The sequence below is a fragment of the Burkholderia pyrrocinia genome (assembly GCF_018417535.1).
Lineage (GTDB): Bacteria > Pseudomonadota > Gammaproteobacteria > Burkholderiales > Burkholderiaceae > Burkholderia > Burkholderia pyrrocinia_E.
In genome coordinates this window covers 356,007-370,230 of the sequence record NZ_CP070977.1, presented here as the reverse complement: position 1 = coordinate 370,230, position 14,224 = coordinate 356,007, and the positions used below count along the sequence as shown (strand labels likewise).

Below are 14,224 nucleotides of genomic sequence, written 5' to 3'. Positions count from 1 at the left end.
TGCGCTAGCGCTGCATCGACTCCCAGACCTTGTGCAGACGCTTGACAGAGACCGGCATCGGCGTGCGCAGTTCCTGCGCGAACAGCGAAATTCGCAGTTCCTCGAGCAGCCAGCGGAATTCCGCGAGCCGCGGGTCGGCGACGCCGCCGCGCTGCGACACCGCGCGCTGGTACTGCTGGCCGAGCGGCAGCAGGTCGGCGGACTGCTTCGCGTCGCGCGCCGGATCGGCCTTCAGCTTGTCGATCCGCAGTGCGATGCCCTTCAGGTAGCGCGGGAAGTGCGCAAGCTGCACGTAAGGCGTGTCGATCACGAAGCGCTTGCCGACCAGCGCGGCGAGCTGCTGCTGCAGATCCGCATGCGCCTGCGCAAACGGCTTCGCCTGCGCGAGTTTCTTCACGAGCCCCGCGTATTCGGCAAGGATCTGCCCGACGAGTCGCGCGATTTCCTGCGCGAGCAGGTTCAGGCGGCTGCGGCCCTCGTCGCGCCGCGCGTGGAAGCTGGCGTCGTCGTCGGGCAGCGGATCCTGCAGGCACGCGCGGTCGAGCGCCGTGTCGATCAGCTGGTCGCGCAGCTCGTCCTGCGAGCCGAACGACATGTACTGCATCGCCATCTCGCGCAGGCCCGGCAGGTTCTTCTCGAGGAACTTGATCGGCTCCTTCAGTTGCAGCGCGAACAGCCGCCGCAAGCCGGCCCGGTGGATGCGCGCGGCCTCCTCCGGCGAATCGAACACCTCGACGTCGCAATGCGTACCGCGGTCGACGAGCGCCGGGTAGCCGTACAGCGTCTGGCCGCGCCGGCGGATCTCCAGCAGCTCGGGAAGCTTGCCGAAATTCCAGGTCGTCAGATTCTCGTACAGCGCCGTCGCGCCGGTTTCCGCCGGGGCGGCCGTCTGCGGCGCCGCGCCCTTGCCGCCCTTCGCACCGCGCCCGGCAGCACCGGCCGTGGCGGCAGGCGCCGGCGCCGTGCCGGCTGCCGGGCCGGCATCGGCCTCGCCGCCGGTCGCGATCGTCGACGCCGCCGCGATCTTCTGGAACTGCTGCTGCGCCTGCGCGCCGAGCTCCTGGCGAAGCTGCGCGAGATTGCGCCCCATCGCGAGCTGGCGGCCGTGCTCGTCGATCACCTTGAAGTTCATGAACAGGTGCGCGGGCAGCGTCTCGAGCTTGAAGTCGGCCGTCTTCATCGCGACCTGCGTCTCGCCGCGCACGTCGGCGATCAGCGCCTCGACGAGCCCGCCCGCGCCGAAGCGCTCGCGGCCCATCCGCTCGACGAAGCCGGCCGCGTACTCGGGCAGCGGCACGCAGTGCCGGCGCAGCTTCTGCGGCAGCGACTTCAGCAGCAACTGCACCTTTTCCTTCAGCATCCCCGGCACGAGCCATTCGCAGCGGCGCGCGTCGACCTGGTTCAGCGCGTACAGCGGCACCGCGAGCGTCACGCCGTCGCGCGGCGTGCCGGGCTCGAAGTGGTACGTGAGCGCCATCTCGACGCCGGCCATCGTCGCGCGCTTCGGGAACAGCTCGGTCGTCACGCCGGCCGCCTCGTGGCGCATCAGGTCGTCGCGCGACAGGTACAGCAGCCGCCGCTTGTCCTCGGGCTGGCCGCCCTGCTTCACCTCGTCGCGATACCAGCGCTCGAACGCGACGCCCGTGTGGATGCCTTCCGGGATCGCCTGGTCGTAGAACGCGTAGATCAGCTCGTCGTCGACCAGCACGTCCTGCCGGCGCGACTTGTGCTCGAGCTGCTCGATGTCGGCGAGCAGCTTGCGGTTGTGCGCGAAGAACGCGAGCTTCGTGTCGAACTCGCCGTCGACCAGCGCGCCGCGGATGAACAGCTCCCGCGCGCGGGCCGGATCCTGCCTGCCGAACGCGACGCGCCGGCGGTGGTAGATCGGCAGCCCGTACAGCGTCGCGCGCTCGTACGCGCTGACCTGCGCCGGGCGCTTTTCCCAGTGCGGCTCCGACAGCGATTTCTTCAGCAGGTGCGCGCCGATCTTCTCGACCCATTCGGGCTCGATCTTCGCGAGGCAGCGCGCGTACAGCCGGCTCGTCTCGACGAGCTCGGCCGCCATCACCCAGCGGCCGGCCTTCTTCGCGAGCACGGAACCCGGCCACAGATAGAACTTGATCCCGCGCGCGCCGAGATAGTGCGGATCGTCGTCGGCCTTCAGGCCGAGGTTGCCGAGCAGGCCCGTCAACAGGGCCAGATGGACCTGCTCGTAGGTCGCCTCGACTTCGTTGAGCCGCCAGCCGTGCTCGCGCACGACGGTCAGCAACTGCGAATGGACGTCGCGCCACTCGCGCAGCCGCAGGTGCGACAGGAAGTTCTGCCGGCATGCGTCGACGAGCTGGCGATTCGACTTCTTGTGCGCGACGGCCTCCTCGAACCACGCCCAGATCTTCAGCCACTGCAGGAATTCGGAACGCTCGTCGGCGAACCGGCGGTGCGCCTGGTCGGCCTGTTCCTGCGCTTCGATCGGCCGGTCGCGCGGGTCCTGCACGGACAGCGCGCTCGCGATGATCAGCACCTCGCGCAGCGACTGCTGGTCGCGCGCGGCGAGAATCATCCGGCCGACGCGCGGGTCGAGCGGAAGCCGCGCGAGTTCGCGGCCGAGCGGCGTCAGCGCGTTGTCGTCGTCGACCGCGCCGAGCTCGTTGAGCAACTGGTAGCCGTCCGCGATCGCGCGGCCGGGCGGCGGTTCGAGGAACGGGAACGATTCGATCGCCGTCAGGTGCAGCGATTTCATCCGCAGGATCACCGACGCGAGCGACGAGCGCAGGATTTCCGGATCGGTGAAGCGCGCGCGCGCCTGGTAGTCGCTTTCCTCGTACAAACGGATGCAGACGCCGTCGGCCACGCGGCCGCAACGGCCCGCGCGCTGGTTCGCCGCAGCCTGCGAGATCGACTCGACCTGCAATTGCTCGACCTTGTTCCGGTACGAATAGCGCTTCACGCGCGCAAGACCGGTGTCGACGACGTAGCGGATGCCCGGCACCGTCAGCGACGTCTCGGCGACGTTGGTCGCAAGCACGATCCGGCGCGCGTTCGACGCCTTGAACACCTTGTCCTGGTCGGCCGCCGAGAGCCGCGCGAACAGCGGCAGGATCTCGGTGTGCGGCGGATGGTGCTTGCGCAGCGCCTCGGCCGCCTCGCGAATCTCGCGCTCGCCGGGCAGGAACACCAGCACGTCGCCGGGGCCTTCGCGGCACAGCTCGTCGACTGCGTCGACGATCGCGTCCATCAGGTCGCGCTCGGCCTCGCGCGCGGTCTTCACGCGGTCGCGCCCGGCCGTGCCTTCGGCATGCTTCACGGCCGGGCGATCCTCGGCCACCGGGCGATAGCGCATCTCGACCGGATACAGCCGCCCGCTCACCTCGATCACGGGCGCCGGGCGCTCGTCGGTGCCGAAGTGGCGTGCGAAGCGATCGGCGTCGATCGTCGCGGACGTCACGATCAGCTTCAGGTCCGGCCGCCTCGGCAGGATTTCCTTCAGGTAGCCGAGCAGGAAGTCGATGTTCAGGCTGCGCTCGTGCGCCTCGTCGATGATCAGCGTGTCGTACGCCTTCAGCAGCGGGTCGGTCTGCGTTTCGGCGAGCAGGATGCCGTCCGTCATCAGCTTCACGGACGCGCCCGGCGAGAGGTTGTCGGTAAAGCGCACCTTGTAGCCGACCACCTCGCCGAACGGCGTGCCGAGCTCCTCGGCAATCCGGCGGCCGGTCGACGACGCAGCGAGGCGCCGAGGCTGCGTATGGCCGATCAGGCCCGTGCCGCCGGCGCCGAGGCCGCGACCGAGATCGAGACAGATCTTCGGCAACTGCGTGGTCTTGCCCGAGCCGGTTTCGCCGCAGACGATGACAACCTGATGACCCGCGATCGCGCGCGCGATTTCGTCGCGCTTGCCCGACACCGGCAGGCTTTCCGGGTACCTGATCGGCGGGACGGGATTCGGTGCGACGGCGGCGCGCGGCGGACGCTCGCGGCGCGGGGTGCGTGCATCCGCTGCCCGCGGTGCATCCGCCGCCGCAGCCGGCTGGCGCGCATCGCCGCGCCGTGCGTCGCCGCGCGGCCCGCGCGACGGCTGGCCCGCCGGCTTTTCCTGCTGCTGGCGCGGCGGCTGGCCCTGCTGCTCGCGCGCATCGGCCGCACCATCCGGGTGCCGGGCCGACGGCGCTTTGGCCCGCGTCGGCGCGGGACTTTTAGGTACATTCGACATGGGGGCGCATTATAATCCCGCCCATGAATTCCCAAACCGACCTCCCCCCCGCCCAGACCGGCGCCGCGACGCCGCCGGCCGCCGACGATACGGCTGCCAGCCACGCGCAGTTTGTCGACTGGATGCGCTCCGTCGCGCCCTATATCCACAAGTTCCGCAACAGCACGTTCGTCGTGGGGTTCGGCGGCGAGGTGGTGCAGCAGGGGCTGCTGAACGCGCTCGTGTCCGACATCGCGCTGCTGCAGGCGATGGGCATCCAGATCGTGCTCGTGCACGGCTCGCGCCCGCAGGTCGAGGAGCAGTTGAGCCTGCATGGTGTCGAATCCGAGTTTTCGCACGGCCTGCGCATCACCGATGCGCGCGCGCTCGAATCCGCGAAGGAAGCGGCCGGCGAAGTGCGTCTCGACATCGAGGCCGCGATCAGCCAGGGGCTGCCGAACTCGCCGATGGCGCACGCGCACATCAGCGTCGTGTCGGGCAACTTCGTGACCGCGCGGCCGGTGGGGATTCTCGACGGGGTCGATTTCGCGCATACGGGCATCGTGCGCAAGATCGACGCCGAATCGATCCGCCATTCGCTCGCGAGCCGCAAGCTCGTGCTGCTGTCGCCGCTCGGTTTCTCGCCGACCGGCGAGGCGTTCAACCTGTCGATGGAAGACGTCGCGTCGGCTGCCGCGATCGCGCTGCGTGCCGACAAGATCGTGTTCCTGACCGACGGCCCCGGCATCGTCGATGACGAAGGCGAGCTGATCCGCGAAATGTCGCTCGATTCGGCCGCCGACCTGCTCGACTCCGGTGACCTGCAAGGCGACGACGCGTTCTTCCTGAAGCATGCGATCCGCGCTTGCCGTGGCGGCGTGACCCGTGCGCACCTGATCCCGCAATCGCTCGACGGCAGCATGCTGCTGGAACTGTTCCTGCACGACGGCGTCGGCACGATGATCTCGTACGAGAACCTCGAGAGCCTGCGCGAAGCGACGCCGGACGACGTCGGCGGCATCCTGTCGCTGATCGAGCCGCTCGAGACGGACGGCACGCTGGTGCGGCGCGGCCGCCACCAGATCGAGCGCGACATCGACCACTTCTCGGTGATCGAGCACGATGGCGTGCTGTTCGGCTGCGCGGCACTCTATCCGTACCCGCTGGAGAAGATCGGCGAGATGGCGTGCCTGACCGTCGCGCCCGAAGCGCAGGGCTCGGGCGACGGCGAGCGCCTGCTCAAGCGCATCGAGCAGCGCGCACGCGCGCGCGGCCTCACGCACATCTTCGTGCTCACGACGCGCACCGAGCACTGGTTCCTCAAGCGCGGCTTCGTCAAGGTCAGCGTCGACGACCTGCCGGAAGACCGCCGCAAACTCTATAACTGGCAGCGCAAGTCGCTCGTGCTGATGAAACAGCTCTGAGCGGCGCAAGACGCCCGCCCTCCCCCAGTCCGATTACAGGAGAAGTACACGATGGCCCGTATGATTCAATGCGCGAAGCTCGGCAAGGAAGCCGAAGGTCTCGATTTCCCGCCGCTGCCGGGCGAACTCGGCAAGCGCATCTATGAAAGCGTCTCGAAGGAAGCATGGCAGGGCTGGCTCAAGCAGCAGACGATGCTGATCAACGAAAACCGCCTGAACATGGCCGACCCGCGTGCGCGCCAGTACCTGATGAAGCAGACCGAGAAGTACTTCTTCGGCGACGGCGCGGACCAGGCGTCCGGCTACGTGCCGCCGACGGAAGGCTGATGACGTGAGGCGCGGAATCGGCAGCCTGCCGGCCGCGTGATCCAGAGAAAACGGCACCGCGTATCGCACGGTGCCGTTTTTCATTTGGGGTCGCGCGACCGGGACGACTCAACCCGCCGGTTTCAGCGCACCGCCGTCTCCCGGCTGCTGCGGCCCGCCGCTCGCGTTTTCAGCGCTTTCGCCTTCGGTGCCCCATTCCGCAGCATCGCTGCGTTCGGCGCTCGACAGTTCGTCCGCGCGATACCCGGTGCGGTTCAGCAGCGCCAGCATGCATACGAGCGACACGAACGCATAAAGCCCCGACGCGACCGCGACGCCGACGATGCTGCCCGTCGCGTTGAGGATCGCCTGCGCGAGCACGGGCGTGCCGCCGCCGACGACGAGCGCGCTCAGTTGATACGCGAGCGACAAGCCCGTATAGCGGATATTCGCCGGAAACACGCGCGCGAGCACGCCGCCGACCGCACCGTAGAACATCGCGGACGGAATCGTCGAGATGCACATCCCCGCGACGGCCACCCAGTACGAGCGCGTTGCGAGCGCATGGAACATCACGGGCATCAGCACGATTTCCGGAATCAGGATCCAGCACATCGCGCGACGCATGTCGATCTTCGACACGAACCACGCGCCGACCGGCTGCAGCAGGAACTGCACGACGAGCGAAATCGACAGGATGCCGAGAAACGTGCCCTGCGCGTAGCCGAGCTCCTTCGTCGCCCACGACAGCGCGAACGTGCTGCGGAAATACGTGACGTTGATCACCGGCAGCGTGCCGGCCGCGAGCAGCACGACCACCCAGTGATCGCGCACGACGTCGCGCAGCGGCAGCTTCACCGTGCGCTTGCGCGCGAGCACGCGCTGCATGTCGGCCGATTCCTCGAGCTTCAGCCGGATCACCATGCCGATGATCACGAGCACGGCCGACAGCAGGAACGGAATGCGCCAGCCCCACATCAGGAAGGACGGCGTCGGCAGCGCGCTCAGCGCGAAGAACGCGGCCGTCGCGAGCAGGTTGCCGGTGGGCGAGCCCTGCTGCGCGAACGCCGCGTACAGGATGCGCTTGTGCTTCGGCGCGTTCTCGCTCGCGATCAGCACCGCACCGCCCCACTCGCCGCCGACCGCGATGCCCTGCAGCACGCGCAGCACGACGAGGCCGGCCGGCGCCCATACGCCGATCTGCGCATAGCCGGGCAACAGGCCGATGCCGGTCGTCGCGAGGCCCATCATCACCAGCGTGATCACGAGCGCGGTCTTGCGGCCGACGCGATCGCCGAGATGCCCGAACACGATCCCGCCGAGCGGCCGCGCGGCGAAGCCGGCCCAGAACGTGACGAACGCGAGCAGCGTCGCGATGCCGGGGTCCATCGTGCTCGAAAAGAACACCTTGCCGAACACGAGCGCCGCGGCCGTGCCGTAGATGTAGAAGTCGTACCACTCGATCGTGGTGCCGACGAACGCCGCGAAGGCGGCGCGGCCGGGCCGCGGCTGCGCGGCGGGCGGGGATTGCGGACGGCTCATCGATGTCTCCAGGTTGGTGATCGGGGGCGCGACTGGCGCGCGCCTTTCCCGGGTGGCCGGCATTGCGCCGCCGGCCGGCGGCGTTGTGTCAGTCGGCAGCGCCTAGTCGGGCGCCTGGCCGGGTGCCGTTTTCAGCACGCCGGCCTCGAGCAGTTGCTGCTGCAGCGCGCGATCGACGCCGAGCCGATCGAGCACCGCGCGCGTGTCGCGGCCGAGCGCGGGCGGCGGCGTTCGGTAGGTGGCCGGCGTGCGCGACAGCTTCACCGGCGACGCGGTGCCGCGATACGCGCCGATCTCGACGAACAGGTTCCGGTGCAGCGCATGCGGATCGTGCGCGACGTCGGCCACCGTTCGCACCGGCCCGCACGGCACGCCGGCCGCCATCAGGTCGCGCGCGAGCGGCTCGCAGGCGTGCGCGGCGAGTCGCGCCTCCAGTTCGGCCTTCAGCTCGGGCCGGTGCGCGCAGCGGCTGCGGTTGTCGACGAAGCGCGGATCGCCCGCTAGCGCCGGCGCGCCGAGATGCGCGACGAGCCGCGCGAACTGCCGGTCGTTGCCGACCGCGAGGAAGATCGGCACGGTCGCCGTGCGGTAGCTGTCGTACGGCGCGATGTTCGGATGCGCGTTGCCGCTGCGCGCCGGCACGCGCCCCGAGCCGAAGAAGTTCGGCAGGTGCGGATGCAGCAGCGACACGCCGCAGTCGTACAGCGCGATGTCGATCGACTGCCCGCGCCCGCTCTTCTCGCGCTCCGCGAGCGCCAGCAGGATGCCTGCGAGCGCGTTGAGCCCCGTGACCATGTCGACGATCGGCAAGCCGATGCGCGTCGCATCGCCGTCGTGTTCGCCGTTGACGCTCATCAGGCCCGCCATCGCCTGGATCACCGCGTCGTAGCCGGGCAGCCCGCCGAGCGGGCCATCTTCACCGAAGCCCGTCACCGCGCAGTGGATCAGGCGCGGGAAGCGCGGCTGCAGGTCGCGCGCATAGTCCATCCCCCAGCGCGCGAGCGTGCCGGGCTTGAAGTTCTCGACGAGCACGTCGGCCTCTTCGAGCAGGCGCCACAGGATCGCGCGCCCTTCGTCGCGCGACAGGTCGAGCGCGAGCCCTTCCTTGTTGCGGTTGACGCCCATGAAGTACCACGCCGTGTCGCCAAGGAACGGCGGCCCCCAGCCGCGCGTCTCGTCGCCGGCCGGCGGCTCGATCTTGACCACCGTCGCACCGTGGTCGGCGAGCGCCTGCGTGCAGTACGGGCCGCCGAGCACGCGGCTCAGGTCGACCACCTTCAGGCCGTCCAGTGCGCCTCGCGTCGCGTTCATCGCTCGACCTCCGGCAGCAGGTCGAGCGCCGTGTCGAGCGCGATCGGCGTGCCGCGCAGCAGCGCGTCGAATGCGGCCGATTCGTCGTCGCGCGAGGCCGGCGCGAGCGGATCGACCGGCAGCAGCTTGTGGCGCACGACCAGGTGCGCGAGCGCGAGGCGCCGGAAATCCGGTGCGAGCCGTGCCCCCTCGCAAGCCATCAGCACGGCCGCGCTCGCGTAGTACAGCGCGGAGGCGGCCTGCCGCACGCGCGCGTCGTCGCCTTCCGCTGCGACGCGCTCGAGCGCGTCGCATGCACGCGCGAGAATGCGCCGCAGCGCCGCGCGGCTCGCGTCGGGCAGCGGCGCCGCGCCGAGCCGGTCGCCGAGGAACGCGCGCAGCGCGTCGAGCGCATGCTCGCGCTGCGCGGCACGCGCGACGTCAAGCGCGACGATGTTGCTCGTGCCTTCCCAGATCGAGCCGAGATGCGCATCGCGCACGACCCGCGCGTCGCTCCATTCCTCGATGTAGCCGATGCCGCCGCGCACTTCCATCGCATCGCCCGTCACGCGGCGCGCATCGCGGCACGCGCGGAACTTGATCAATGGCGTCAGGATCCGCACACAGCGCGCGGCCTGCTCGTCGCCCGCATCGGCCTGCGGCAGCAGCAGCGCGATCTGCATGAACATCGCGCGCGCGGCCTCGGCGGGCAACAGCATCTTCATCAACTGGCGCTGCATCAGCGGCATCTCGATCAGCTTGCGGCCGAACGCCTCGCGGTGCGCGGCGACATGCAGCGCCTCGTTCAGCGCGCGCCGCATCAGCCCGGCCGCACGCACGCCGTTCGACAAACGCGACATGTTGATCATGTCGGCCATCTGGTGAAAACCGCGGCCGATCTCGCCGATCAGGTAGGCCTGCGCGCCTTCGAGCGCGATCTCGCCGCTCGCCATCGAACGGCTGCCGAGCTTGTCCTTCAATCGCACGATCCGGTAGCGGTTGCGCGTGCCGTCCGGCAGCGTCTTCGGCAGCAGGAACAGCGCGAGGCCCTTGATGCCGTCCGGTGCGCCGTCAGGCCGCGCGAGCACCATCGCGAGATCGGCGTCCGCGTTCGAGCAGAACCACTTGTCGCCGCTCAGGCGCCAGACGGTCTCGCCGTGCGCGTCGGTCTCGCGCGACGCGCGCGTCGCGATGCGGCCGACGTCGGAGCCGGCCGCCTGTTCGGTCATGAACATCGCGCCCTGGTACAGCGTGTCGAAGTCGCGCGACGCGAGCATCGGCAGGTAGCGCGCGACGAGCGCCGGATCGCCGAAGCGGCGCAGCGTGCGCGTCAGCGAATCGGTCATGCTGACCGGGCAGCACAGCCCGAATTCCGCCTGTACGAACAGGAACGTCAGCGCGTACTTGACGAGCGGCGGTACGGATGCGGAACCGTGGCTCAACGACGCGAGCCCGAGCTCCGCATATGCGACGCGTTCGAGCGCGACATACGCGGGATCCTTGTCGATCCGCTGCACGGCCTCGCCGCGCCGGTTGCGGTGCTCGAGCACGGGCGGGTGCTTGTCCGCGCGCGATGCCCATTCGTCGAGCTCGCCGGACACGCGCGCGCCGAGCGCACGGAGCTGCGGCTCGAGTTCGGCATAGTGCGCGTCGCCGAGATGCAGCTTCAGCAACGCGCCGAGATCGGGATCGGCGGTGAAGAAATCGATGCCCCGGCTGTCGGGGATATTGGATGCGCCGGTATCCGGCGTGCGGGCGGTGTCGTTCATGCGTGCGTCTCCTGGGTTGCCTGCACGCCGGCCGGACCTGGCGCCGCGGCGTCCGGCCAGTCCTGTGCAAAGGCTTCCGCAGAGCGTAGGCGCGCGATCGATAAGCGTCCAATACAGGATTTATCCGGTACGATAGATATCGCTTATCGATGCCGACGCCGACGCCGGGAGGAGACACCATGGAACTGAGGCAATTGCGCTACTTCGTGGCGGTCGCCGAGGAACTGCATTTCGGGCGCGCGGCGAAGCGCCTGTTCATCTCGCAGCCAGCGCTGAGTTTCGACATCCGCAAGTTCGAGGACGCACTCGGCGTGCAGCTTTTCTCGCGCACCAACAAGACCGTCGCGCTGACCAACGCGGGCGAGGTGCTGCTCGGCGAAGCGCGCCGGCTGCTGCTGCAGGCGGCCGAGGCCGAGCGCCTGACGGTGCGCTCCGCGTCCGGCCTCGCGGGCCGGCTGCGAATCGGCTTCGTCCATTCGATGCTGTATCGCGGGCTGCCCGATGCGGTGCGGCGCTTCGAGGCCGACTACCCGGGCGTGGAGGTCGTGCTGAGCGAGATGAACACGCAGGCGCAGGTGCAGGCGATCCAGCGCGGCCAGATCGATCTCGGCTATGCGCACTGGGGCCACTTCCCGCCCGAGGTCGAATCGGTGCCCGTCTACGCGGAACCGTTCGTGTGCTGCCTGCCGGCCGCGCATCCGCTCGCGCGGCGCAGGCAGGTCGCGCTCGCCGCGCTCGCGGCGGAACCGTTCATCCTGTTCCCGCGCGAAGCCGCGCCGCACTATCACGACCTGATCATCGCGCAGTGCGTGAACGCGGGATTCAGCCCGCTGATCCGCCACGAGGCGCGGCTGTGGCAGACGATCCTGTCGATGATCGAGTTCGGGATGGGCGTCGCGCTGGTGCCGCGCGTGCTGCAGCAGGTGAAAAGCGACCGGCTCGCGTTCCGGCCGCTGAAGGACGCATCGCTCGAATCGCGCACGCTCGCACTGAAGCGCAGCGGCACCGCCGAACCGGTGGCGCTGCGCTTCGCCGACTACGTGCGCGCATCGATCGACGCGCTGCCCGCGCTCGCGGGCTGAGCAGGCGGCCGCCCTTCGCTATTTCGCTTCGGGCTGCAGCACCGGCCGCGCACGCCGATACCACACCGCGTACACGACCGACAGCGCGACCAGGAACGGGATGCCGAAGATCAGCGTCATGTGGAATTCGGCCGTGAAGTAGGTCGTCACCATCACCGCGAGCATCAGGCCCGCACCGAGCAGCGTCAGCAGCGGGAAGCCGCGCATCCGGAACGCGGGCGCCGGCAGGCCGAGCGCCGCGCGGCGCCGCCGGAAGCAGTAATGCGTGACGAAGATCATCATCCACGTGAACAGCGCGCCGAACATCGACACCGCCATCATGATCGTGAACGACGCGTCCGGATACAGCACGCTCAGCACCGTCGCGAGCGCGATGCCGAGCGTCGACAGCATCAGCGCGCCGAACGGCACGCCGCGCGCGTTCACTTCGCCGAGCGCCTTCGGCGCGTGCCCCGCGCGCGACAGGCTGAACATCATCCGCGTCGTGATGTAGAGCTGGCTGTTCATCGCGGACAGCGCGGCAACCAGCACGACGAAGTTGATCAGCCCGGCCGCGCCCGGCAGGTGGATCGCCTCCATCACCTTCACGAACGGGCTTTCGTCGCGCCCCGCCGCCGTCCACGGGACGATCGCGAGCATCAGCGCGAGCGTGACGAGGTAGAACAGCACGAGCCGCACGATGGTCGAGCGGAACGCACGCGTGACCGCACGCTCGGGATCCTCCGCTTCGCCGGCCGCGACCGCGATCATCTCGATGCTCAGGTAGCTGAAGATCGACACGATCACCGCAACCCACGTCCCCCACAGGCCCTTCGGAAAGAAGCCGCCGCGATCCGTGTAATGGTGGAAGCCCGCGCGTGCCGTGCCGTCGCCGACCAGCCCCGGATTGCCGAACACGACATACGCGCCGAGCACGATGAAGCCGACGATCGCCGCGATCTTCACGACCGAGAAGCCGTATTCGACCGCGCCGAACACGTCGACGCTGCGCGCGTTGACGAATACCAGCAGCGCCGAGAAACCGACGATCCACAGCCAGCCCGGCACGCCGGGGAGCCAGTACTTCATGTACAGCGCGATCGCGGTGACCTCGGTGCCGACCGCGAGCACGATGCACGCCCAGTACGCGTAGCGCACGAGGAACCCGGCCCACGGGCTCACGTAATGTTCGGCGTATGCGCCGAACGAACCGGATGTCGGGTGCGCGACCGTCATCTCGGCGAGACAGCCCATCAGCAGCAGCGAGATGAACGCGCCGATCGCATAGCTGACGAGCACGCTCGGACCCGCGAAGCCGATCGCGAAGCCGCTGCCGAGAAAGAGGCCGGTGCCGATGGCGCCGCCGATCGCGATCATCGCCATCTGCCGTGCGGAAAGCGTGCGGCGCAGGCCTTGCTCGCGCGCCGCGATATGCTGGAATTGCCCTTCTGGTTGCATCGAGTGACCTCGTTCGAAAGCGATTGTCCGGTCGAAACGTCGGCGGCGCGCGGGCCGGCGCCGGACCGGCCGGCCGCCGCGCGCCGCGGGTTCAGAACAGATGGCGCAGGCCGGCCGCGACGCCCGTCTGGTTGCCGCGCCCGGGCATTTCGGTGAACGCGCCGCCAGTCACGCGGTTGTAGTCGACCGTCGCGTAGACCTGGGTCGCCTTCGACAGCGCGTACTCCGCCTCGATCACGCCCGTATAGCGCTTGCCGCCGTTGCCGGCGATCCCGTTGACGTTGCGGATGTCGTCGTAATACGCGACGCCCGTCACCGACACGGCCGGCGTGACCTTGACGCTCGCGCCCGTGTAGAAGATCGCGTCGCGGCGCGGGTTGTCCGCGAACGAACCGTAGCTCACCTGGCGGCCCGACGCGTTCAACAGCGCCTCGTCAAGCACGCCCGTGCGGTCGATGCCGCCGAGATAACCCGCGTACAGCGTCGCCGCGCCGAACGCGTAGCGCGCGCCCGCGCCCCAGGCCTGCTGCGCGCGGCTGTTCAGGTCGCGCACCTGCTGGTACGTCGCGCCGACCATCAGCCCGCCCTGCGTGTACGACACGTGCGTGCCCCAGTATGCGTTCGCGCCGAGGCTGCCCGCAACGCCGCCGAAGCCGTAGCTCGCGCCGACGTTCAGCCCGCCGAACGTGCCGTCGTAGCTGACGACGTTGCTCGCGCGGCCTTGCGTGAGGAAGTACGGCCACATGTTGGCCGTGTAGTTGCCGACCGTCAGCGGATCGAGATCGCCGAACAGGTTGAACGCCTCGGTCGCCTGGCGGCCGAGCTTCACGGTACCCCAGTCGCTCGCGAGGCCGACGTATGCGTAGCGGCCGAACAGCGCGCCGTCGAGCTGCCCGTTCTGCGGCTCGAAGCCGCTCTCCAACCGGAAGATCGCCTTCAGCCCGCCGCCGAGCGCTTCGCTGCCCTTCAGCCCCCAGCGGCTGTTCGTGATCGCGCCGTTGGTCATCTGCACGACCGCATCGTTCGATGCGTCGGCATGTGTCGTGTAGCGGATGCTCTGGTCGACGATGCCGTACAGCGTCACGCTGCCCTGCGCCATCGCGCTGCTTGCGGCGAGCGCGCCCGCCATCATTGGCAGTGCGAATCGAAAGATTTTCATCATGTTCTCCTCCAGTCCTGTTCTCGTTT

At 69.1% G+C, this 14,224-nt stretch carries 9 protein-coding genes; 3 read left to right on the top strand and 6 right to left on the bottom strand.

Annotation, left to right across the window (positions count from 1 at the left end):
• Window positions 1–4 precede the first annotated feature (4 nt).
• Complete coding sequence (gene hrpA, locus JYG32_RS01750) at window positions 5–4,207, bottom strand: ATP-dependent RNA helicase HrpA (RefSeq protein WP_213264465.1); 4,203 nt, start codon at window positions 4,205–4,207, stop codon at window positions 5–7.
• A 23-nt stretch (window positions 4,208–4,230) separates the two neighbouring features.
• On the opposite strand from hrpA, the gene argA reads away from it, so the two are divergent.
• On the top strand, window positions 4,231–5,610 hold the full coding sequence (gene argA / locus JYG32_RS01745; RefSeq protein WP_174384374.1) for an amino-acid N-acetyltransferase: 1,380 nt from the start codon (window positions 4,231–4,233) through the stop codon (window positions 5,608–5,610).
• 51 nt (window positions 5,611–5,661) lie between these two features.
• The gene (locus JYG32_RS01740) at window positions 5,662–5,937 is read left to right on the top strand and encodes an oxidative damage protection protein (RefSeq protein ID WP_006478357.1); all 276 of its coding nucleotides are present in this window, start codon (window positions 5,662–5,664) and stop codon (window positions 5,935–5,937) included.
• 108 nt (window positions 5,938–6,045) lie between these two features.
• Here JYG32_RS01740 and JYG32_RS01735 read toward each other — a convergent pair whose 3' ends face one another.
• The 3 genes from JYG32_RS01735 to JYG32_RS01725 all read right to left on the bottom strand — a co-directional run bounded on the left by JYG32_RS01735 (window position 6,046) and on the right by JYG32_RS01725 (window position 10,517).
• The gene (locus tag JYG32_RS01735) at window positions 6,046–7,458 is read right to left on the bottom strand and encodes an MFS transporter (protein WP_213264464.1); all 1,413 of its coding nucleotides are present in this window, start codon (window positions 7,456–7,458) and stop codon (window positions 6,046–6,048) included.
• 102 nt (window positions 7,459–7,560) lie between these two features.
• On the bottom strand, window positions 7,561–8,769 hold the full coding sequence (locus JYG32_RS01730; protein ID WP_213264463.1) for a CaiB/BaiF CoA transferase family protein: 1,209 nt from the start codon (window positions 8,767–8,769) through the stop codon (window positions 7,561–7,563).
• Window positions 8,766–10,517: an acyl-CoA dehydrogenase family protein gene (locus JYG32_RS01725; protein ID WP_213264462.1), complete on the bottom strand. Its 1,752-nt coding sequence runs from the start codon at window positions 10,515–10,517 to the stop codon at window positions 8,766–8,768. The genes JYG32_RS01730 and JYG32_RS01725 overlap by 4 nt, the downstream gene beginning before the upstream one ends.
• Window positions 10,518–10,696: 179 nt before the next feature.
• Between JYG32_RS01725 and JYG32_RS01720 the strand changes: the two genes are divergently transcribed.
• Window positions 10,697–11,599: a LysR family transcriptional regulator gene (locus JYG32_RS01720; RefSeq protein WP_213264461.1), complete on the top strand. Its 903-nt coding sequence runs from the start codon at window positions 10,697–10,699 to the stop codon at window positions 11,597–11,599.
• A gap of 18 nt (window positions 11,600–11,617) precedes the next feature.
• Here JYG32_RS01720 and JYG32_RS01715 read toward each other — a convergent pair whose 3' ends face one another.
• Together JYG32_RS01715 and JYG32_RS01710 are read right to left on the bottom strand one after the other, a co-directional pair.
• Entirely contained in the window at window positions 11,618–13,036 is a 1,419-nt protein-coding gene (locus tag JYG32_RS01715) for an amino acid permease (protein WP_213264460.1), read from the bottom strand.
• Window positions 13,037–13,127: 91 nt separating this feature from the next.
• Window positions 13,128–14,198, bottom strand: coding sequence for a porin (locus tag JYG32_RS01710; RefSeq protein WP_433960838.1), 1,071 nt, complete (start codon window positions 14,196–14,198; stop codon window positions 13,128–13,130).
• Window positions 14,199–14,224: the final 26 nt, after the last annotated feature.